This window comes from Micromonospora globispora, from assembly GCF_003857015.1.
Taxonomy (GTDB): Bacteria; Actinomycetota; Actinomycetes; order Mycobacteriales; family Micromonosporaceae; genus Micromonospora; species Micromonospora globispora.
In genome coordinates this window covers 1-20356 of sequence record NZ_QGGF01000465.1, presented here as the reverse complement: position 1 = coordinate 20356, position 20356 = coordinate 1, and the positions used below count along the sequence as shown (strand labels likewise).

The window sequence follows — 20356 nt, the reverse complement described above, 5'->3', positions numbered from 1 at the left end:
GGCCGGCGCGGTGCTGGCCGCGGCCGCCGTCGGCACCGCCCGAGCCCCCGGCCGGGTGCAACCGCCGCGGCCGGAAACGCCCGGGAGCGCGCCGGACACAGAGCACAGTACGTCAAGGCGGGAAGGGTGACGCACCGATGACCACCGACACGTCGACGGAAACCATGACGAACGGAGCCCACCACGACCCGGTGACCGTCATGAGACGCGCGGTCGCCGCGCTGCACGCGGAACTGACCAGGTACGGCCTGGTCGCCTGGACCGCCGGAAACGTCTCCGGCCGGGTGCGCCGACCGGAGGCCTCCGGCGACCTCGTCGTGATCAAGCCGAGCGGTGTGTCGTACGACGAGCTGACGCCCGAGTCCATGGTGGTGTGCGACCTGTACGGCCGGGTGCTCGACGGCGGGCTGGCGCCGTCCAGCGACGTCGCGGCGCACTGCCACATCTACCGGGAAATGCCGCAGGTGGGCGGCGTCGTCCACACGCACTCCCCGTACGCCTCGGCGTGGGCGGCCCGGGGAGAGGCGATACCCTGCGTCCTCACGGCGATGGCCGACGAGTTCGGCGGCCCGATCCCGGTGGGACCGTTCGCCCTGATCGGAGGCGACGAGATCGGGCGGGGCGTGGTGGCAACGCTGCGCGATTCCCGGTCGCCCGCCGTCCTCATGCGCAACCACGGCGTCTTCTCCATCGGTGCGACGCCGCGGGACGCGGTAAAGGCGGCGGTGATGTGCGAGGACGTGGCACGCACGGTCCACATCGCCCGGCAGCTCGGCACACCGGTACCCATCGCCGCAGAGCACATCGATCAGCTCTACGACAGGTACCAGAACGTCTACGGGCAGCGGTGAGCGGCCCGCGGCTGTCACGGGCGGCTGGCGTGCCGGTCCGGGGGCGCACCGTACCCGGCGGGGGTCCGGTAGCCCACGTTGTCCGACAGGCGCGCCGCACCGTCTCGGACGAGATCCATCAGCTTGGCGCGGCTGCCGTCGCTCCACCGGGTGGTGGGGACGGAGATGCTCATGGCGGCGACCATCGCGCCGGTGTGGTCGCGTACGCCGGCGGCGACGCACCGCACATCCTCGCTCGACTCCGCGTCGTCGAAGGCCAGCCCCTCCTGCCGTACCTGTTTGAGGACGGACTTCAGCCGGGCCGCCGAGGTGATGCTGTTGGGCGTCATCGAGGCGAGCCGGGTGCTGGGCGGGTACAGGGAGTCGAACTGGTCGGGCGAGAGGTCGGAGAGCAGCATCTTGCCGACGCCGGTGCAGTGCGCGGGCAGCCGCCGGCCGACGGCGGAGACCATCCGCACCGGATGGGTGCTGTCCACTCGGGCGATGTAGATGACGTCCCGGCCCTCCCGCACGGCGACGTGGACGGTCTCGTCGCAGGCGATTGCGACGTCGTTGGCGACGAGCTGCGCCTCGCGCGCCAGGTCGACCTGCTCGGCAAAGACGCTGCCGAGCTGGAAGACCCGCACGCCCAGCCGGTAACGCAGCGGCTGGCCGGGGACCTGCACCAGGTACCGGCGGTCCACGAGCGTGACCAGCAGCTCGTGCACGGTCGTGCGGGGCAGGCCGAGCCGGGCCACCACGTCGGCGGCGGACAACAGGGGCTGCTGCAGGAACAGCTCCAGGATGTCGAGGGCCCGACTCACGGCGGGGACGTTACGACCCATCGCTACCCGCTCACCTTCCAGTCGACTGTGGCGTCTGCGGGTCGATCCGACCGGTGGACCTTTGACAGGACCGGCATCCGCCACTACGTTGATTTCGAAATTACGAACCATGTTCAGTATACCGAACATACCTCATCGCGGGGCGGGACGTCACGCCTCCGTCGCAATCACAGCGATCATCATGCCGTGGGGGTGCCATGCGTGGGCTTCGGGGAAAGCGCGTACTGATCGCCGGCGGCAGCAGCGGCATCGGCGAGGCCACCGCCCGGCGCTTCCTTGAGGAGGGTGCCCGCGTACACCTGGGCGGCCTCAACCCTGACGAGGTAGCCGCGGCGGTCGACCGGCTGCGCCACTACGGCGAGGTGTCCGCCACGGCCGCCGACGTCAGCGACGAGGCAGGCGTGCAGCGGCTGCTCCAGCAGGCCCAGGAGGCCCTCGGTGGCATCGACGCCCTTGCCAACAACGCGGGTACGGCATGGCGGGAGGGCTTCCTCGACATCACCCCCGCGCACTGGGACGCCATGATGGCGGTCAACCTCCGCGGCATGTTCCTCGTCGCGCAGGCGGTCGCCCGGGTGCTGGTGGCGCAGGGCACCGGCGGATCGATCGTCAACATGTCCTCCATCAACGGCATGGCCGGCGAGGCGGAGTACACCCACTACAACGCGTCGAAGGCCGGAATCCTCATGCTCACCCGCACGATGGCGGTGGAACTCGGCGTGCACCGGATCCGGGTCAACGCCCTCTGCCCCGGCTACATCGAGACCCCGTTGAACGCGCAGATCTCCGCGTCCCTCGGCGAGGACTTCGTGGCCGCCTACGCCCGGGACAAGATCCCGCTGCGCCGCACCGGTCAACCGGACGAGGTCGCCGCCACGTACGCGTTCCTCGCCTCGGACGACGCGTCCTTCATCACCGGCACCGAGATCGTCGTGGACGGTGGGCAGCTCACCGCGATGTGACGCCCTCCGACCCGACCCGACCCTGTCCCCCCTCGTCACACAGGAGAACGGATGAGCCACCAGAGCCTCGTCGCCGACAGCCTTCCCCCGCCCGGCGGCGCGTACAGCCACGTCACCGCCATGGACGGTCTCGTGTTCACCGCCGGTTTCGGCCCACACGACCCGGAGACCGGGCGGATACCCGACGGCATCGAGGCGCAGACCGAGGCGACCCTGGCCAACGTCGCCCGGGCGCTGGGCGCGGTCGGGCTCGACCTGTCCCACGTGCTGAAGGTGACGGTTCACCTGGCCGACCTGCACCGGAACTTCTCCGCCTTCAACGAGACCTACGCCCGCATCCTCCCCCAGCCCTATCCCGTCCGGACCACCGTCGGCTCACAACTGCTCGGCATCCTCGTCGAAATTGACGTCGTCGCCGGGACTCCGCGGCCGTGAGCGGGACGACGGCGAGCGGCCTGATGCGAGCTCTGGTCTTCACCGGCCCCGGGGCGGTCGAGCTCCAGGACGTGGCGCCACCCGAACCGGCCGCCGACGGCGTGCTGCTGGACGTGCGCGCCTGCGGCATCTGCGGCAGCGAGTTGCACGGCTTCCGCCAGGTGGGCTTCCGCAAGCCACCGCTGATTATGGGGCACGAGATCGCCGGCACGACACCGGACGGCCGACGTGTGGTGGTCAACCCGCTGGTCAGCTGCGGGACCTGTGATCTGTGCCGGGACGGGCAACCGCAGATCTGCCGCAGCCGCGAACTGCTCGGCGTGCAGCGGCCCGGTGGGTTCGCCGAGAAGGTGGTCGTCCCCGCAGGGTCGCTGCACGACCTGCCCGATGACATGACATGGCAGACCGCCGCGATGGTCGAGCCGCTCGCCAACGCGGTGCACGCCTGGCACCGCGTGGACCTCGCGAGTGTCCGCCGGACGGCCATCGTGGGGGCCGGCACGATCGGACTGGTCTGCCTGCTGGTGGCACGCCAGCGCGGGCTGGGCGACATCACCGTGGTGGACCGCTCGCCCACGCGGCTGGCGCTCGCCGAGCACCTGGGCGCCACGACCTGCGCGACCGAACTCACCGGGGAGTACGACGTTGTGGTGGACGCGGTGGGGTCGCAGGCCACCCGCAGGGCCGGCATCGACAGCCTGCGACCCGGGGGCACCTGTGTGTGGATCGGGCTGGCCGAGCCGCAGCCGGGCTTTGACGGCAACGCGCTTGTCCGGACCGAGAAACGGGTGGTGGGTTCCTTCGCGTACGCGCCGGAGGAGTTCGCCGCCGCCCTGACTCTCGCCCCGGAGCTGGACCTCGACTGGGCGACCCCGGTCGCCCTCGAGCAGTCGCGGGACGTCTTCATGTCTCTGGCCGAGGGGTCGATGGAGCCGGTCAAGGCGGTGATCGTGCGGTGACTCTCCTCGGAGAGCTGGACGTGCTGATCCCGGGGGCGGGCGAGCTCTGCGAGGGACCGTGCTGGGACGTCCGGACGGCACGCCTGTACTTCGTGGACATCCTGGCCGGACAGGTCCATGCCGTGGACACGGACACGGGCGCCCGCCGGACCTGGCAGCTCGGCGTACCGGTCGGCGCGGTCGCGCCGCGCCAGGCCGGCGGCTGGATCGCCGCGGTGGAACGCGGCTTCACGGTCTTCGACGACGAGTGGAACCGGGTGGGCCCGGTCACGCCGGCGCCCGGGCAGCAGGACGGTACCCGGTTCAACGACGGGCGCTGCGACCCAGCGGGGCGATTCTGGGCCGGCACGCTGTCCTACGACGGGAGCCCGGAGCGCGCAGCGCTGTACCGCCTCGACGCCGACGGCCTGGTCACACCGATGCTGTCCGGGGTCACCAACTCCAACGGGCTCGGATGGTCCGCGTCCGGCGCGGAGATGTACTACGTGGACACGGGCAAGGCAACGATCGACCGGTTCATGTTCGACCCGGGGCGCGGCACGATCGAAGACCGCCGCACCCTGGTGGCGTTCGGAACCGACGAGGGGCTCCCGGACGGGCTCACCGTCGACAGCGAGGGCTTCCTGTGGGTGGCGCTCTGGGGCGGCGGCTGCGTCCGGCGCTACTCGCCGGCCGGAGAGCTCGACGGTGAGACCCGACTGCCGGTGTCGCAGGTGACCAGCATCGCCTTCGGCGGTGCGGACCTGGGCGAGCTCTTCATCACCACCGCGGCGGAGGGCCTCAGCGCCGCAGAACGCCGCGACCAGCCGCTGGCCGGTTCGGTGTTCCGCCACCGACCCGGTGTTACCGGGCTACCCCCGGCGACCTTCGCGGGATAGTCCGCCCGCCGCGCGTCCGCTGCTGATCGTGGCATTGACGCGATCGGCGCACCTCGTTAGCGTTGTTCGACCACTCGATATGAGTTCGAGATTTCGAACAGGAAAGGTGGGTACGTCGAGATGATCACCGGCGATATCCCGCTGTCGCGCTACCGCCCCCGGCAGCGCCTCGTCCTGCCCGAGCATCACGTGCCGGCCGCCCGGTTCCCGGCGGTCGACGCGCACACCCACCTGGGCCGGTGGCTCAGCGCGTGGGCCGGACGCGAAGGCAGCTGGCTCGTCGAGGACGTCACCCGGTTCCTGGAGGCCATGACGGCGTACAACGTCCACGGCTTCGTCAACCTCGACGGCCGGTGGGGCGATGAGCTGCGCGCGAACCTGGAACGGTTCGACGAGCGACACCCGGGCCGGGTCGCCACCTTCTGCCACGTGGACTGGTCGCTGCTCGACTCCGCCGGCCCCGACGCGTTGGTCGCCAACCTTGCCGATTCGGTGGCCGCCGGGGCCGCCGGCGTCAAGGTGTGGAAGGACCTCGGGCTCGAGGTCGAGGACACCGACGGCGCGCTCGTGCTGCCCGACGACGAGCGGCTCGACCCGTTGTGGTCCGCGGCCGGGGAGCTGGGCATCCCGGTGTGGTGGCACATCGCCGACCCGGTGGCGTTCTTCGACCCGGTCGACGAGCGCAACGAGTTCCTGGAGCTGCTCGGCGAGCGCCCGGACTGGTCCTTCCACGGTGGCCGCTTCCCCACCTTCGACCGACTGATGGAGGCGATGGAGGCGGTGGTCGCCGCGCATCCGGGAACCACGTTCGTCGGCGTGCACGCCGGCAACTTCGCCGAGAACCTCGGCTGGGTCGACCGGATGCTCAGCACCTACCCCAACCTGCACATCGATATCGCCGCCCGCATCGCGCAGCTCGGCCGGCAGCCGCGCGCCGCCCGCGAGCTGTGCCTGCGGCACCCCGATCGGGTGCTGTTCGGCACCGACGAGGTCCCCCACACCGGCGAGAGCTACCCCACGCACTTCCGGTTCCTGGAGACGGCGGACGAGTGCTTTCCGCACACCGACGACGACCCGCCGATGTTCGGCCGGTGGCCGATCTCCGGGCTGCACCTGCCTGACGACGTGCTCCTGCAGGTGTACGCCGACAACGTCCGGCGGCTGGTGCCGCGCCTGGCCACCGCGGCCGGGATCGCCACGCCGACGACCGACGGAGGAGAGGCATGACGAGGATCGCCATCATCGGCGCGGGGGGCTACGAGTTCCCCCTGCAGCTGATGAACGACTTCCTGTCCTTCGACAGCACGAGGGACGCCACGTACGCGCTGATGGACATCGACCCGGACTCGTTGCGGCGCACCGAACGGCTGTCCCGCCGACTGGTGGAGGCGCACGGGCTGCCCGCCCGGATCGAGCCGACCACCGACCGCAAGGAGGCGCTGCGCGGCGCCGACTTCGTGGTGGTGTGCTTCCAGGTCGGCGGCCGCGACGCCTACGCCGTGGACATGGAGATCCCCCGGCGGTACGGCATCGACCAGACCGTCGGTGACACGCTGGGCCCGGGCGGGGTGTTCCGCGGGCTGCGCTCGATGAAGGCGCTCGACGAGATCGTCACCGACATGCGCGAGCTGTGCCCGGATGCGCTGCTGCTGAACTACGCCAACCCCATGTCCATCAACTGCTGGTTCGCCGCCACTGCGGGTGTGCGCATCACCGGGCTGTGCCACTCCGTGCAGCACACAGCCGACGAGCTCGCCAGCATCATGGGCTTCAAGCCGGGTGACTGGTCGTTCCAGGCGGCCGGCATCAACCATCAGGCGTGGATGCTGGACTTCCGGCACCGGGGCCGGGATGTCATGCCCGAGCTGCGGGCTGCGGTCAACGCCTATCACCGGGGAGAACGGAAGCCGGTACGCGAGCTGGACGAGTGGTATGCCGGCGGTCGGGAGAGCGTCCGCACGGCGATCATGAACCTCACCGGGTACTTCCAGACCGAGTCCAGTCACCACGCGTCCGAGTACTACCCGCACTTCCGGCGTAACCCGGAGGACGTCGCGGCGCTGCTGCCGCAGCGGTGGGACTACCTGGAGATCACCCGAGGCAACAACGAGGCCGAGCTGGAGCGGCTGGCCGACGACTTCGCGGCCGGCACGCTCGCCGTCAGCGAGGAGTACGCGGCGCGGATCGTCGACTCGGTGCTGACCAACACGCCGCGCGTCATCTATGGCAACGTGCCCAACACCGGCCTGATCACCAACCTGCCCGACGGGTGTTGCGTCGAGGTGCCCTGCCTGGTCGACCAGAACGGCGTGCAACCGACGTTCGTCGGTGACCTCCCCGCCCCGTGCGCCGGCATCAACCTCGCCTCGGTCGGCTACCAGCACACCGTCGTGGCGGCGTACCAGCAGCGGTCCCGCGACCTCATCTACTCGGCCGTCGCGCTGGACCGGCTCACGTCCGCGCTGCTGAGCCTGGACCAGATCCGGGCGATGTGCGACGAGATGATCGAGGCTCAGCGCCGGTGGCTGCCGGAGGTGAACTGATGAACGCTCCCGTGCCCGCCAGCGACCTGCTGCGGTGGTGCCGCGTACCGGCCGAGGAACTCGTCGATCATCCCGAGCGCCGCATGCCGCTGCGACTGTGTGCCGACAGCGCGGAGATGGGTGCGCTGATGGCCCGCGAGCTGGTCGACGAGATCGAGCGCAGCGCGCGACAGGGCCGCACCTTCCGGGTCATCGTGCCCTGCGGCCCGAGCTGCTGGTACGAGCCGTTCACCACACTGGTCAACGCCGAGCGCGTCAGCCTCTCCCACGTCGAGGTGTTCCACATGGACGAGTGCCTCGACTGGGAGGGCAAGCCGCTGCCGCGCAGCCACCCGTACAGCTTCCGGGGCTTCATGGAGCGCGAGTTCTACGGGCCGATCGCCCCCGAGCTGACCGTGCCCGAGCACCAGCGGCACTGGCCGGAGCCGAGCACCGTGCACGAGATCTCCCGCAGCCTGGCGGAGCGGCCGCCCGACCTGGTCTACGGCGGCTGGGGCCAGGACGGGCACGTCGCCTACAACCAGGCCCGCCGGCACCCGTACAGCCCGGTGACGGTGGAGCAGTTGCGGGCGTCGACGGCTCGGGTGCAGGACAACAACCTGGACACGGTCATCGCGCTCGCCCAGCGCACCTTCGGCGGCGCCTACCAGTTCGTCCCGCCGATGTCGGTCACCCTCGGGCTGAGCGAAATCCTGAGTGCGAAGCGGATCCGGCTGTTCAGCGACACCGGCCCGTGGAAGCAGACCGCGCTGCGGGTGGCGTTGTTCAGCCCGGTCACGCCGGAATACCCGATGACCCTGCTCCAGGAGCACCCGGACACGCTGCTGACCGCCACGCTGAACACCGCGCGGCACCCGGTCAGTGAGCACCCCGAGTGGGACCTCGGCGTCGCGCCATGAATCCCACGTACGACGTCGTGGTGGCGACCGGCGGCATCGGTTCGGGGATGTTCCTGGCGCTGCACGGCGACCGGACGCTGGGCCGGGAGGAGAGCCGCGCGGCGACCCTGCTGGACCAGCGGGACTACTGCAAGCAGCACATCGTCTGCCATTACGTGCAACGGCTGCTGGGCAGCGACGTCCGGGTCGTTCCCATCGGCAAGGTCGGTGACGACGCCCCCGGCCGCGACGCCGTGGCGGAGATGCGGGCGGTGGGCATGGACACCTCCTTCGTCACGGTGGCGCCCCGCCCCACCTTGTTCTCGGTGTGCTTCCTCTATCCGGACGGCGGCGGCGGCAACATCACCACCGCCGGCTCCGCGAGCGACTGCGTCGAACCCGACGACATCCGCCGGGCCGCTCCCGTCTTCGCCGAACACCAGGGCAGCGGGATCGCGGTCGCCCTGCCGGAGGTACCGCTGGCGGCGCGGGCCGCGCTGCTCGACCTGGCGACCGACGCCGGCTTCCGGCGCGTGGCGACCTTCGTGTCACAGGAGTGGGAGCCGGTGCTGGACGCGGGGCTGCTCACCGAGGTCGACGTCCTGGCGGTGAACCTGGACGAGGCGGCGGCGCTCGCGGACACATCGGCGGAGGGGGCGTCCGGTGCCGACGTGCTGGAGGCCGTGCGGCGCCGGCTGCGGTCGGTGAACCCCCGACTGTCAGTCGTGGTGACGGCCGGCCGGCAGGGCAGCTGGGCCTGGGACGGCCGAGAGGTCAGCCACGCGGCCGCCCTCGACGTCGACGTGGCCAGCACCGCGGGCGCGGGCGACGCCCACCTGGCCGGACTGGTGGTGGCCATCGCCCGCGGCCTGCCGCTGGCGACCGCCAACCGCTACGCCGCCCTCCTGTCCGGCCTGAAGGTGACGTCGCGGCACACCATCAACCCCGACGTCACGCCGGAGCGGGTACGCGAGGCGGCCCGGTCCGTGCGGTGGCCGCTCCCCGCCTCCCTGCCCGGCTGAGTCTCCGCCGGTGGTCGACGACAGCCCATCCACGAAGGAGTGGACAATCGTGCCGATTCCCGCCGCGCCGGCGGCCACCTACTTCGGCACGTTGCCGGACGGGCGAACCGTGGCGGCCTACCGGCTCACCAACCCGCTCGGCATGGCGGTCACCGTCCTGACGTACGGCGGGATCCTCCAGACCATCGAGGTCCCCGATCGGGGCGGCGAGGTCCGCAACGTGGCCCTGGGTTTCGGGCGACTGGACGACTACGTCGAGCGCAGCCCCTACTTCGGCGCCATCATCGGCCGCGTCGCCAACCGCATCGCCGACGGACGCTTCGAACTCGACGGCGTGACGTACTCGGTACCGGTGAACGACCCGCCCAGCAGCGTGCACGGCGGCACCCACGGCTTTCACACCAAGGTCTGGGCGGCACACGCGTGGGCGGACCCGTCCGGCGCCTCCGTTCGGTTGACGTACGTCAGCCCCGACGGCGATCAAGGGTTTCCCGGCACGCTGCACACCGAGGTGACCTATCACCTAGCGGCCGAAAGCAACACGCTGCGGTTCACGTACCGGGCCACCACCGACCGGACGACCGTGGTCAACCTGACCAACCACTCGTACCTCAACCTCGCCGGCGAGGGCTCGGGCAGCGTGCTCGACCACGAGGTGCAGATCTGGGCGGACCGCTACCTGCCGCTGCGGCCAGACCTCATCCCGACCGGTGAGCTGGCGCCGGTGGCCGGCACGCCGATGGACTTCACCACGCCACACCGCCTCGGCGAGCGGATCCGGTGCGGCTTCGAGCAACTGGTCGTCGCCCGCGGGTACGACCACAACTACGCCCTCGACCGGCCGGCCGGGTCCGAGCGTCGGCTGGTCCGGGCCGCCCGACTGCACGAGCCCGGCAGCGGCCGGTGTGTCGAGGTGTGGACCACCGAGCCGGGCATCGACTTCTACTCCGGCAACTTCCTCGACGGCACCCTGGTCGGGACCGGTGGTCGCGCCTACCGGCAGGGCGACGGGCTGGCCATCGAGCCCGAACACTTCTCCAACTCCCCCAACACTCCGCACTTCCCGTCGATCGTGCTGCGCCCCGGCGAGGTGTACGAGTCGACCACCGAGTTCCGCTTCAGCCCGTAACCACAACCGCTCCTACTAACGATCCGGGAGTACCTCGTGCAGCTCATGCGTCTCGGCCCGGCCGGACAGGAAAAGCCCGCCGTCCGCGTGGACGACAACACCTACATCGACGTCTCCGACATCGTGCCCGACTTTGACGAGCAGTTCTTCGCCGACGGCGGACCGTCGCTGCTGACCGATGTCGTCGCTGAGCGCCGCCGTGCCGGGACGACCAAGCCCTTCGCTGGTCAGCGGATCGGAGCGCCGATCGCGCGACCGCATCAGATCCTCTGCATCGGACTCAACTACAGCGACCACGCCGCGGAGACCGGCCAGGCCGTGCCCGACGAGCCGATCGTGTTCAACAAGGCCCCCAACACGCTGGTCGGACCCAACGACACGGTGCTCATCCCCCGCGGTTCCACCAAGCCCGACTGGGAGGTGGAACTCGGGATCGTGGTCGGACGCCGCTGCCGCTACCTGGCCGACGAGCAGGAGGCGGCCGCGGCGATCGCCGGCTACGTGCTGGTCAACGACGTGAGCGAGCGCGCCTTCCAGATGGAGCGCGGCGGGCAGTGGGTCAAGGGAAAGTCGGCGGAGACGTTCAACCCCTGCGGCCCGTACCTCGTGACTCCGGATGAGATCGAGGACGTCAGCAAGCTCGACATGTGGCTCCACGTCAACGGGGTGCGCCGCCAGACGGGCTCCACGGCGACCATGCTGTTCGGGGTCGCCTACCTGGTTCATTACCTGAGCCAGTTCATGGTCCTCGAGCCCGGGGACCTGATCAACACCGGCACCCCTCCCGGGGTCGGCATGGGCTTCAATCCTCCGATCTGGCTCCGGGCCGGCGACGTCATGGAACTGGGTATCGAACACCTCGGCAGCCAACGCCAGGCGGTGGAAGCGGCCCCCTGACCCCGGGGTAGGTGCCACCGCATGCCTCTCGGGCCACACTGCCGCGTGCCGGGCGCGGTACTCCTCGAGCCGTGACGGGTCGACCTGCAGGGTGAAGCAGACACGGGGCATCAGGGTCTCCGATCGGTTGGTGGAGCCCGAACTGGCCGGCGCGCTCAGCCCTTGCCCGCGCCGGCGGTGAGCCCTTGGACGATGTAACGGCTGGCGAAGGCGAAGAGGACATCCCGCAAGGACCGGGTGGCGAGGCGCGACGATGCTCGTCGGATCGGGTGGCGCCGCCGCGACCGTGCTGAGCGCGTCAGCAAGCCGGGGATGTGGGTCCCCGCCGTGCAGCAGACGCAGCAATTTCGGATCCGCGCGAGGATCCCCGGCGCAGCCCAGGGCCCATCGCGCCCGTAGCCAGCAGATTCGGTTCGACCAGCATCCGTGTGAGCTGATCAGCGGCCGGATGTGGTGTGGGGAGGCTATCGGCGCTGACGGCGGTGGTCGGTGTGAACTTTAGCGACCGCCACATGCTCCCGAACCATCTGTCGGCGAGGCGTGAATCCCGATTTTACCGTCGTTGACACCATCGGCCGCCGGCTCCCTTTCGAGGAGTCGGCGGCACGGCCCTGGTGCTATGTAGGCTGTGCTGCTGCCCGTGCCTCGGCCACCATTCGGTTACACCGGGAGGCGCTGTACTTCGCGGCCCGCATCGACGCCTCCCGTCGGGCGAAGTCCCGGCTCTCCACCTCCTGGTGGGCAGTGGAGTAAAGCTGGAGGCCTGGAATCCGGCCGTCGCGGACCGTCACGGCTTCTTCCGGCTCCGCCATGTTGCTGGCCTCTTGCTCGGCGAGTAGCCCCAACGTCTGCATCGGCGGTCCGGGGACGACCTCGAGGCCGGCCGACAGTGGGTCGGCGGCAACTGCGGCGCGCACAGCGGCGGGGGGGCCACTGCTGTGGTGTTCTAGTGTCGTGCAGGTAGCGGAGCTGCCAGACCCAGACTTGGCCGGGCTGCCACTGCCAGCACACCAGGTCCGGACCACCATGACGCTTCACGTCTGCCGCTATCAGCAGCTCCGGCCGAGCCGTGGCAAGCAGGTGGGCCCGCAAGGCCAGGGCGGTGCCTTCGGCGAGGGAGTTGGGACCGTAGTCGAGGTCGTCCACGACAGCCTCCTTCACGTTAAGTTTTGAGGCCATTCCCCGCTGGCAAAGAATCTGGTCAGCGCAGCCCAGTGGCACCTGGATGAAGTCCTGGATACGCACATCACCGCCCAGCTGCGAGTGGATCGATATCAAGCCGCGCCTTAGCCCTCAGGGAACTACAGCATGCGGAGAAGCCCGTGTGTCGCGGCGAAGTGCGCGTGGTTGCTCGGTGGTGTCCGGCGCAGCAGCCGTTTGGCGTCGCGGTTGCGGCGCTCGCTGCCGAGGCCGAAGCCGACATGTTCGAGTGTCGGGTGACCGGCGAAGGGTACGAACGCATCGACCGGCAGCCGTGACTCGGTGACCAGCAGCTCGCGCAGTTGGGGCGCGGCCGCTAGGCCCTGGAGGGATGCGGGGTGCCGAAGGTGGCGCATCTGGGTGCAGTCGGCACGCAGCAGTGTGCTGGAGGAGCCGAAGTCGGGAAGTCGGTCCAGGGTGAGCGCGTCCAACCACAGCCATTGCAGTGCGGGCAAGCGCGTTACCGCGTTCAGGTCGGTGAGGTTGCGAACCGCGCGAAGCGCGAGGTAGCGGAGAGTAGGCACCTGGGTGAGCCATTCCCCACGCGCTAACGAGCCGAGGGTCAGCGCCAGTGACTGCAGGTCGGGCAGCGCTATGACGGGAAGGACCTGGTCGACCGGGACTCGCCACAGCGCGAGTCCCTGCAGGCCGGGGTTGGCGTTGAGCAGCTCCGGAAGACCGCGGCGGTGCGCGACAATCCGCAATTGGTGCAGGCCGTGGAAGGCAGTGACCGGGGCGAGGTTGAGAGGCTTGTGGGTCTCGCCGATGTCGAGGCACTCGACGTCGGCGTCCAGTTGGTGCAGCGGCGCCAACTCCGTCAGGTTGTGCAGGCCGGCGACGCTGAAGCGACGCAGGCGTGGGAACCAGCGCAGGAACCGCAGCGTAGCGAGTTCCTCATCGAACCCGTACGCCCGCAATGTGACTGTCGGATGGTCCGTCAATAGCGCGCCAAGCGACCGGTACTCTGCCTCGGCCAGCGGCTGGCTGAACTGAACAACCGCGGCGTCCCGGATCCTGACGTCGAGCTGGTGGACGTTCATCGGGCTCGACACCTCCACCACACGGCTCATGCCGCCAATCCTCCAGCCCGAGGTCACCATCGTCGAAATGGAGACAGCAGGAACGCTCTTGGTCGATGAACACCGGACCGGGCAGGCCTTAGCAGTCTGGAGAGCCGGCCGGCGCCTGTGCTTCAGGGAAGTCTTCGCGTCCGTCCAGCCAGCCGAAGAGCCGTTCAGCCAGAGTGAAGTCTTCGGGGAACAGTGCGTGTTTAAGGCAGCGGACGTTCGGATCCCAGCCCCACATGCGGCCCTCCGCCGTGCCGTAATCGACCAGGGACCGGATCGCGCACCCCCAGCTCAACAGGGGAACGACTGAGGCAGGGTGGTTGGGCCGCTCGCGCCATCTCAAGTACTCCACCAACAGCCGATCGCTGTCGCTGAAGCTGTAGGTCGTATCGGTGAGGGACAAAGCCTCGCCCCCGCGGCCGAATCCGCCGTCGGCAACATCGAGATAGATCCGCTTGAGCAGCGCAGGCATCGGATGCCCGACCGCGGCTTCCAGCTCCGCCACGGCCTCAGGCGGTGCCGGTGGCGGCAGCTCACCGGCTGGAGCCTGTTCGCGGATCCGCTGGATGATCTCGTCGTCGGTCATCACGGCATTGATAGCAGCTACCACCGTCATCAAGGCAGCCAGCGCATCCACACCCCTGGCCACTGCCTGTATATCAAGGGCCTCGGCTATTCCTGCAGCTGGGCGATCGCCTGCTCGATCTTCTTTGCAGCTGTCGGCTTCACCCGTCCTGTGACTCGAACCAGCACTGTCCCGTCGCTGCTGCGGTAGTGGTACTCGGTGCCCAAAATCGGCGCGTTCTTCAGCAGCCCCTGGATGTACGTCGAGCGTCGATCTGCGTCGCCGGCGGAGGAAAAGACCTCGATCACGACGCCCCGGTCGATGCTGTACTTGTCGCCGGTGGTGTCGCCACCGGGCAGGTCGGCAGACGCCCGCGAGGTGTAGCCGTTGGGTCGTCCGAGCAGGTTGTTCGGATCGGTGTCCTCGTCCTGCACGGCGCTGTGGGAAAGTCCGATTCGTGCCGCAGTCAGCTTTGCGAGCACCGCCTTGGCGTCGAGCTTGACGGCGGGCGCCGTCGGGTTGGGACTCGGAGCGGGGGCGCTGCTGGCCGGAGGACGGGCGGAGCTTGTGTTCGCGCCTGTTTCGTCGCTACTGGCGCAGCCAGTCAAGCCGAGGGTGGGCGGCTACGACGAAGGTGATGATGCCGGATCGGATACGCACTCGACAAATGATGGTGTTCACCGGCACCGGCCGCTGCCCGCCAACGCCCTGCGAGCTGTCGCATCGCCGACATTAAGCCGTCCGCGGCACCGACCCTCCCCAGTCGGTAGTGCCGTGCTTGTAGAAGCGGCTCGCTCCACGTCGGGGAAAGGTGGTGGTCTTGAAGTCAGTCGGAGGGCAGCCAGGGCTTGCGTCACTTCGTCCTCTCAACCTGCCGCCTGGCGACGCCACCAACCGCCGGGTGCTCCGGTCCTGCCCTACTTCGGCATCCGGCCCTCGATGCGCTGAACGGGGTTGCGAACATAAACGATCTTCGACGACACTCCCCTGGCCGTCCCGCCGGAAGCCGGCGGGCCTGACCGCGCAGGGGATCCCATGCAGCCGTTGCACCCGGAGCTGACCTCACGGCGCCCGGTCTGGATGTGGGCCGGCGCTGCTGCGGGGCTCGGACTCGCCCTCACCATGTTCCTCAACAACAGCGGACCGCACACCAGCGCCGCGGCGAGCCAGCCGACCACCGGTACCTTCGTGGTCTCCGGCGCGGTGGTGCTCGGCGACGGCGCATCCTTCACCAGGGACGACCACGGCGGCTGCGCCGGCACCGGCGCCCACGCCGACGTCATCGACGGTGCCCCGGTGCTCATCACGACCACAGATGGGTTGGCCACCGGGAGGCTGACCGACCCACGGGCGCTCACTGACGGCACCTGCCGATTCTGGTTCTCCGTCCGCGGGGTGCCGACCGGGCAGGACGCCTACCTGCTCATGGTCGCCGACCGAGACCCCCGCCAGTACGCCGAACAGGAGCTGACCGGCGCGCTGGTGAGCCTGCGCGTCGACTGAAACCGGTCAGTTCAGCGGCCTCAGGTAGGTGGCCAGTTTCAGGAACCGTTCCCACAGGTCAGAGACGAGCCGTCGGGCGGACAGGTCCAGCAGGCCGCCGGCTCCGATCACAGTGGCCTGGCTGCACTCGGGTGGGTGAAGTCCCGCACGGTCTCGGAACGTCCTGCCTTGGCGCCGCACAGGATGGTGCTCGGCCCGGACGGTCGTACCGTGCTGACCGTCGACCACCCCAACGGTCCGATGCGCATGTGGGCATTGCTCCGCCACAAAAGCGCTGGCCTAAGCTTCCCCCGTTTTCCCGGCTGCTCTCCCGTGACGGTCACGCTGCGGCGCTCGAGCTGCCTCGAACTGCAGAACGACTCGTCGAGGTACCCGGGTTCTTGCACGGCGCCGGGTGCTGCGGGCGGCATGAACGCGCTACTGCGCCAAGCGCCGGACCTCGATTCGCGCCCCCGGTGCTTCGCCCTCGCGTACGGTGCGTTTGCTGGCCTCCAGATGGTCGACCCGATCATCGGCGGCTTGTGCAGCCCCACGCCACGGGCGAAGCCCAAAGACCGCCTCCATCGCATCCAGCGTCGGTTTGATCAGGTTGTCGAGGTCCCAAACCTCGTTGCGTTGCCGTCGGGGCGCATGCCGTCCGGTGCCGTTGAGTGCCGTTAAACGCCGTTCAGTACGCCCGACTGCTCCCAACCCGCTCCCCGCACCACACGGACCCACACGGTAAGCCGGGACTATGCCTAACGCAGGGCCGTCCGCCCCACGTTCTACCGCGTAGGTGGGCGGTCGAACGCATGTTCGGCTGGCTGGTGCGCAACCGGCGGCTGGCCCATGGCCACGAGCGTGACCGCCAACTCCGAGGCCATGATCACGATCGCGATGATGCGACTCGTGACGATACGTCTGGCCGGTCGGACGATCCGCTGAAGCAACGCCGTCGCGCGCAAAGCCACCGGACAAGCAACGCCGAACGGGTCCTCGCACCCTAGGCGCCCGTTCCCGACACGCTGACTGATCCTCACCCCATCGGTACGTTTCGGGCCGCCGTCAACGGGTAGCACGCCCCATGCCTGGCCTGTCACTGGTGACCGTCGGCGTCAGCCTCGTGCTCGCCGATCCGGCGCAGCTGCTGCCGGCGCGCGAGCAGATGGCCTTCACGCTCGGCTTCCACATCATCCTGGTGCCGTTCGGGGTGGCCTTCACATTCCTGATGCTGATCGCGAACGCCCGCGGCATTCGCCAGAACGACGAGAGTGCGCTGCTGCTGGCCCGGCGCTGGTCTCAGGTGGCGGCGGTGCTGTTCGCCGTCGGCGCGGTGTCCGGCACGATGCTGTCGTTCGAGCTCGGGCTGCTCTGGCCACGAATGATGGGCACCTACGGCCCGGCGTTCGGCATCCCGTTCGCGGTCGAGGGTCTGTTCTTCTTCCTGGAGGCGATCTTCGTCGCCATCTACGTCTACGGGTGGCGGCGGATGCGCCCGTGGCCGCACTTCTGGACCGGGGTGCCGGTGGTGCTGTCCGGAGTCGGCGGCACGCTGTCGGTGGTCGCGGCGAACGCCTGGATGAACCGGCCGGGAGGGTTCACCATGCGGGACGGCAAGATCGTGCAGGTCCGCCCGCTGGAGGTGATCTTCAACGGCGCGTTCTGGTATGAAGCCATCCACATGCTGCTGGCCGCGTACATGGTCGCCGGGTTCGTCGTCGCCGGCGTGTACGCGGCCGGGATGCTGCGCGGCCGCCGCGACCGGTACCACCGGCTAGGCCTGGCGATACCGCTGACCGTCGCGGCGCTGGCCACCCCGCTGCAGATCTTCGTCGGCGACGTCGCCGCGCGCGAGGTCTACCGGAACGAGCCGGCGAAGTTCGCCACGATCGAGGCCCACCCGACCACGGGCACCCACGTGCCGGAGGTGCTGGGCGGCTACTACGCGAACGGGGAGGTGCACGGCGGCCTCAAGGTTCCCTCGGGGGCCTCGCTGCTGTCTGGTTACTCGCCGTCCACCCGCATCCAGGGCCTGGACGCCATGCCCGCCGAGGTGCGGCCGCCGGACCGCCTGGTCACGATCGTCCACCTGAGCTTCGACGTCATGGTCGGTATCGGCTCCGCGCTGCTGGCCCTCTCCGCCTGGTACGCCCTGGCCTGGTGGCGCCGCCGTGACCTGCCGCGCAGCAGATGGTTCCTGCGGGCGACCACGATCAGTGGCGTGCTCGCGGTGGTGGCGCTGGAGGCGGGCTGGGTGGTCACCGAGGTCGGCCGGCAGCCGTGGACCGTCGTCGGTCACCTCCTCACCCGGGACGCGGTCGCCACGTCCGGCAACCTGTGGCTGTTCTTCGCCGCCACCGTCGCGCTGTATGCAGCAGTCGGCGCCGCCACCGTGTACGTCCTGCGGCTGCTGCGCCGCCGCTGGCGCGACCAGGGCGGGGCTACCGAGACGGACGTGCCCTACGGCCCGCCCCGGGCCTCGGAGTCCACGCCGGCGGCAGGTAAAGCGTGAGTACCTTCGCCGCCGTCGTGTTGTTCATCGGCGTCACCGCCTACGCCGTGCTCGGCGGCGCGGACTACGGTGCAGGCTTCTGGGACCTCACCGCCGGTGCTGCGCGACGCGGGCAGGCCCCGCGGCACCTGATCGACCACACGCTGGCACCGGTGTGGGAGGCCAACCACGTGTGGCTGATCTTCTGCCTGGTGATGCTCTGGACCGGCTTCCCGTCCGCGTTCGCCGCGATCATGACCACGCTCTACATCCCGCTGGGCCTCACCGCGCTGGGCATCGTGGTCCGCGGCAGCGGATTCGCCTTCCGGAAGGTGGTGGTGAAGACCGACCAACAACGGGCGACCGGGGCGGCGTTCGCCACCTCGTCGGTGATCACACCGTTCTTCCTCGGCACGGTCGTCGGCGGAATCGCCTCCGGACGGGTGCCCGCCGACGGACACGGCAACCCCGTGACCAGCTGGGTCAACCCGACGTCGCTGCTCGGCGGGGTGCTCGCGGTTGGGGTGTGCGCGTTCGTCGCCGCGGTGTTCCTCACCGCCGAGGCCCGTACCTACGCCGACGCCGGCCTGGAACGCTGGTTCCGCCGTCGGGCCCAGGCCACCGCCGTGGCGACCGGCGCCGTGGCGCTGGCGGGCATCGCCATCCTGCACGCCGACGCCGGGCGCCTGTTCTACGGGCTCACCGGCCGCGGCCTGCCGCTGGTGCTGATCTCCGCGGCATGCGGGCTGGCCAGCATCGCCCTGCTGCACCGGGCGGCGCCCCGGTTGCTGCAGGCGCTCGCCGTCACCGCAGCCGGCACGGTAGTGGTCGGCTGGGGCGTCGCGCAGTACCCGTACCTGCTGGGCACCCACCTACGCATCGACGAGGCCGCGGCTCCCGACGCCACCCTGGCGTCGCTCACCCTCGTCGCCGCCGCGGCGCTCCTGCTGGTCGTGCCGGCCATGGCGCTGCTGTTCGTTCTGCACCAGCGCGGTCGTCTGGACACCGCCTGAATCCGTTCACGCCGGCACCGTGCCGGACCGCGGCCAGCCGTCCAGTCCATCCGGCAGCGTCGGTCAACCCCACCCGCCTGCTGTCGTCACGCGTCGCCTGCAGGCGGCACGTTCGATGCTTCCTTGCTGCATTCGGAAATGATCGAGCCAACAGAGGCATCGACTCCGCCCTGAACCCTGGGCCTTCTCCCTCGTCGTTGTTCAGGATCGTCGAAGAGGTCACCCGGCAGGAGGCGCTGGTCAGGGCGTTGCCGATGGGATACGAGTCTCAGCTGTCGGAAGCCACATCGACGCCAGCATGGCGGAGCGCAGAGCCTTACGTCGATGGAGGAAAGTCCTCTTGGATGGCGTCAAGGGCAGGCCATGAAGGGCGTGCCCTTGGTCGGCCGGACGATGAGTCTCGTCGCGCACCTGCTCGAGGAGAGAACCGACCCCATGGGCTTCGGTCTGGCGGCGGCTGCCGAACAGGCCGTTGAACACCTTCAGCCGGTGCGCTCGTAATCCGCACTACGAGCGGGCACCCCGCGCCTGGTGGTGCGGAAGTTTTGTATGCCGCACGTACGCCGCGGAGTCAGGTCAGGTGGGCCCGCGACGTCAGCTGCGGACTTCCCTCAGGCAGTTCCCGGGTACCCCAGATAGCTGTCACCGGCCCAACCGATACCCCCGGGCGGTTGCTTCCACTCGCTGGCGCGCCTCTTGGAGATCGACAGGTTAGGCCATCGCTTGCGTGCCGCTTGCCGGCTGGCGCCTACCGCTGCGCCAAGCTCCGGATACCCCGCACCGTGCTGCACCGCTTCATCTGCGCTGGCGGACACGAGGTCAGCGAGAAGGGTACGCATCTGCTCACCCGCCGCCATGCGCGCGAGGTGAGTCCGCATCCTCTCCGCGGAGTTCGGCTCGTGGTCTGCTCTGCGCCGGCCATCCAGATCGGAGTCCTTCAGCCGCAGTGCCCAGTCTGCAGCAACCGCACTTAGCTCCCGCCGTAGTTCCTGCCGCTCGTCCGGCGTTAGGTCCCGCATGACCCGGCCCCCTTGCTAGTGCTCTGACCACAAACGTTGGCGGTGTTGGTGACACGCCGGCCTGAGTGAAGGGCTGGGCCGGCGTGGGGCCGTCAGGCTGTCGGGGTGGCAGAGCCGGTTCGGGTACGTCGATTAAGTGAT

The 20356-nt window shown here is 69.6% G+C and carries 19 protein-coding genes and 1 pseudogene; 15 read left to right on the top strand and 5 right to left on the bottom strand.

Annotated elements, in window-relative coordinates; all coding sequences use genetic code 11:
• The first annotated feature begins 164 nt into the window (after window positions 1–164).
• Window positions 165–851 carry an L-ribulose-5-phosphate 4-epimerase gene (locus DKL51_RS25010; RefSeq protein ID WP_207783986.1) on the top strand — a complete coding sequence of 229 codons (687 nt, stop codon included), beginning with the start codon at window positions 165–167 and terminating at the stop codon, window positions 849–851.
• A gap of 14 nt (window positions 852–865) precedes the next feature.
• On the opposite strand, the gene DKL51_RS25005 is transcribed toward DKL51_RS25010, so the two are convergent.
• Entirely contained in the window at window positions 866–1654 is a 789-nt protein-coding gene (locus DKL51_RS25005) for an IclR family transcriptional regulator (protein ID WP_243422616.1), read from the bottom strand.
• Between the two features lie 218 nt (window positions 1655–1872).
• Between DKL51_RS25005 and DKL51_RS25000 the strand changes: the two genes are divergently transcribed.
• From DKL51_RS25000 to DKL51_RS24955, 10 genes are all read left to right on the top strand, one after another.
• Window positions 1873–2637, top strand: a complete 765-nt coding sequence (locus tag DKL51_RS25000) for an SDR family NAD(P)-dependent oxidoreductase (RefSeq protein ID WP_109946800.1) — start codon at window positions 1873–1875, stop codon at window positions 2635–2637.
• 51 nt (window positions 2638–2688) lie between these two features.
• Window positions 2689–3072 (top strand): RidA family protein, encoded by a 384-nt coding sequence (locus tag DKL51_RS24995; RefSeq protein ID WP_109946799.1) that lies wholly within the window; start codon window positions 2689–2691, stop codon window positions 3070–3072.
• 23 nt (window positions 3073–3095) lie between these two features.
• A complete protein-coding gene (locus DKL51_RS24990) occupies window positions 3096–4031 on the top strand; it encodes a zinc-dependent alcohol dehydrogenase (protein ID WP_109946798.1) in 936 nt (311 codons plus the stop codon).
• Complete coding sequence (locus tag DKL51_RS24985; protein WP_207783985.1) at window positions 4028–4909, top strand: SMP-30/gluconolactonase/LRE family protein; 882 nt, start codon at window positions 4028–4030, stop codon at window positions 4907–4909. The genes DKL51_RS24990 and DKL51_RS24985 overlap by 4 nt, the downstream gene beginning before the upstream one ends.
• 120 nt (window positions 4910–5029) lie before the next feature.
• The gene (locus DKL51_RS24980) at window positions 5030–6136 is read left to right on the top strand and encodes an amidohydrolase family protein (protein ID WP_109946797.1); all 1107 of its coding nucleotides are present in this window, start codon (window positions 5030–5032) and stop codon (window positions 6134–6136) included.
• A complete protein-coding gene (melA, locus tag DKL51_RS24975) occupies window positions 6133–7452 on the top strand; it encodes an alpha-galactosidase (protein WP_109946796.1) in 1320 nt (439 codons plus the stop codon). The genes DKL51_RS24980 and melA overlap by 4 nt, the downstream gene beginning before the upstream one ends.
• Complete coding sequence (locus tag DKL51_RS24970) at window positions 7452–8351, top strand: 6-phosphogluconolactonase (RefSeq protein WP_109946795.1); 900 nt, start codon at window positions 7452–7454, stop codon at window positions 8349–8351. Before melA ends, DKL51_RS24970 begins: the two co-directional genes overlap by 1 nt.
• Window positions 8348–9352 (top strand): carbohydrate kinase family protein, encoded by a 1005-nt coding sequence (locus DKL51_RS24965; protein ID WP_109946794.1) that lies wholly within the window; start codon window positions 8348–8350, stop codon window positions 9350–9352. The genes DKL51_RS24970 and DKL51_RS24965 overlap by 4 nt, the downstream gene beginning before the upstream one ends.
• Window positions 9353–9401: 49 nt before the next feature.
• Entirely contained in the window at window positions 9402–10481 is a 1080-nt protein-coding gene (locus DKL51_RS24960) for an aldose epimerase family protein (RefSeq protein WP_207783984.1), read from the top strand.
• A 45-nt stretch (window positions 10482–10526) separates the two neighbouring features.
• Complete coding sequence (locus tag DKL51_RS24955; protein WP_311768081.1) at window positions 10527–11378, top strand: fumarylacetoacetate hydrolase family protein; 852 nt, start codon at window positions 10527–10529, stop codon at window positions 11376–11378.
• 39 nt (window positions 11379–11417) lie between these two features.
• On the opposite strand, the pseudogene DKL51_RS24950 reads toward DKL51_RS24955, so the two are convergent.
• The 4 genes and pseudogenes from DKL51_RS24950 to DKL51_RS24935 form a co-directional block, all read right to left on the bottom strand.
• Window positions 11418–11489, bottom strand: a pseudogene (locus DKL51_RS24950) (L-rhamnose mutarotase); the annotation flags it as partial.
• A gap of 1190 nt (window positions 11490–12679) precedes the next feature.
• Window positions 12680–13648, bottom strand: a complete 969-nt coding sequence (locus DKL51_RS24945; protein WP_109946791.1) for a hypothetical protein — start codon at window positions 13646–13648, stop codon at window positions 12680–12682.
• An 88-nt stretch (window positions 13649–13736) separates the two neighbouring features.
• Window positions 13737–14231, bottom strand: a complete 495-nt coding sequence (locus DKL51_RS24940) for an SMI1/KNR4 family protein (RefSeq protein ID WP_123827092.1) — start codon at window positions 14229–14231, stop codon at window positions 13737–13739.
• An 86-nt stretch (window positions 14232–14317) separates the two neighbouring features.
• Complete coding sequence (locus tag DKL51_RS24935) at window positions 14318–14692, bottom strand: hypothetical protein (RefSeq protein ID WP_123827091.1); 375 nt, start codon at window positions 14690–14692, stop codon at window positions 14318–14320.
• Window positions 14693–15245: 553 nt separating this feature from the next.
• On the opposite strand from DKL51_RS24935, the gene DKL51_RS24930 reads away from it, so the two are divergent.
• The 4 genes from DKL51_RS24930 (at window position 15246) to DKL51_RS35145 (ending at window position 19697) form a co-directional block, all read left to right on the top strand.
• Window positions 15246–15713 (top strand): hypothetical protein, encoded by a 468-nt coding sequence (locus DKL51_RS24930; protein ID WP_109946788.1) that lies wholly within the window; start codon window positions 15246–15248, stop codon window positions 15711–15713.
• 1081 nt (window positions 15714–16794) lie between these two features.
• Window positions 16795–18204, top strand: a complete 1410-nt coding sequence (locus DKL51_RS24920) for a cytochrome ubiquinol oxidase subunit I (protein ID WP_207783983.1) — start codon at window positions 16795–16797, stop codon at window positions 18202–18204.
• Entirely contained in the window at window positions 18201–19196 is a 996-nt protein-coding gene (locus DKL51_RS24915) for a cytochrome d ubiquinol oxidase subunit II (protein WP_109946785.1), read from the top strand. Before DKL51_RS24920 ends, DKL51_RS24915 begins: the two co-directional genes overlap by 4 nt.
• Before the next feature lie 363 nt (window positions 19197–19559).
• Entirely contained in the window at window positions 19560–19697 is a 138-nt protein-coding gene (locus tag DKL51_RS35145) for a hypothetical protein (protein WP_165823219.1), read from the top strand.
• Window positions 19698–20356: the final 659 nt, after the last annotated feature.

What these genes read in the sequence shown, in the direction of transcription:
- DKL51_RS25010 (WP_207783986.1), top strand. Translation starts at nt 165, where the DNA reads ATGACGAACGGAGCCCACCACGACCCGGTGACCGTCATGAGACGCGCG.
- DKL51_RS25000 (WP_109946800.1), top strand. Translation starts at nt 1,873, where the DNA reads ATGCGTGGGCTTCGGGGAAAGCGCGTACTGATCGCCGGCGGCAGCAGC.
- DKL51_RS24995 (WP_109946799.1), top strand. Translation starts at nt 2,689, where the DNA reads ATGAGCCACCAGAGCCTCGTCGCCGACAGCCTTCCCCCGCCCGGCGGC.
- DKL51_RS24990 (WP_109946798.1), top strand. Translation starts at nt 3,096, where the DNA reads ATGCGAGCTCTGGTCTTCACCGGCCCCGGGGCGGTCGAGCTCCAGGAC.
- DKL51_RS24980 (WP_109946797.1), top strand. Translation starts at nt 5,030, where the DNA reads ATGATCACCGGCGATATCCCGCTGTCGCGCTACCGCCCCCGGCAGCGC.
- melA (WP_109946796.1), top strand. Translation starts at nt 6,133, where the DNA reads ATGACGAGGATCGCCATCATCGGCGCGGGGGGCTACGAGTTCCCCCTG.
- DKL51_RS24970 (WP_109946795.1), top strand. Translation starts at nt 7,452, where the DNA reads ATGAACGCTCCCGTGCCCGCCAGCGACCTGCTGCGGTGGTGCCGCGTA.
- DKL51_RS24965 (WP_109946794.1), top strand. Translation starts at nt 8,348, where the DNA reads ATGAATCCCACGTACGACGTCGTGGTGGCGACCGGCGGCATCGGTTCG.
- DKL51_RS24955 (WP_311768081.1), top strand. Translation starts at nt 10,527, where the DNA reads ATGCGTCTCGGCCCGGCCGGACAGGAAAAGCCCGCCGTCCGCGTGGAC.
- DKL51_RS24945 (WP_109946791.1), bottom strand. Translation starts at nt 13,648, where the DNA reads ATGAGCCGTGTGGTGGAGGTGTCGAGCCCGATGAACGTCCACCAGCTC.
- DKL51_RS24940 (WP_123827092.1), bottom strand. Translation starts at nt 14,231, where the DNA reads ATGACCGACGACGAGATCATCCAGCGGATCCGCGAACAGGCTCCAGCC.
- DKL51_RS24930 (WP_109946788.1), top strand. Translation starts at nt 15,246, where the DNA reads ATGCAGCCGTTGCACCCGGAGCTGACCTCACGGCGCCCGGTCTGGATG.
- DKL51_RS35145 (WP_165823219.1), top strand. Translation starts at nt 19,560, where the DNA reads ATGAAGGGCGTGCCCTTGGTCGGCCGGACGATGAGTCTCGTCGCGCAC.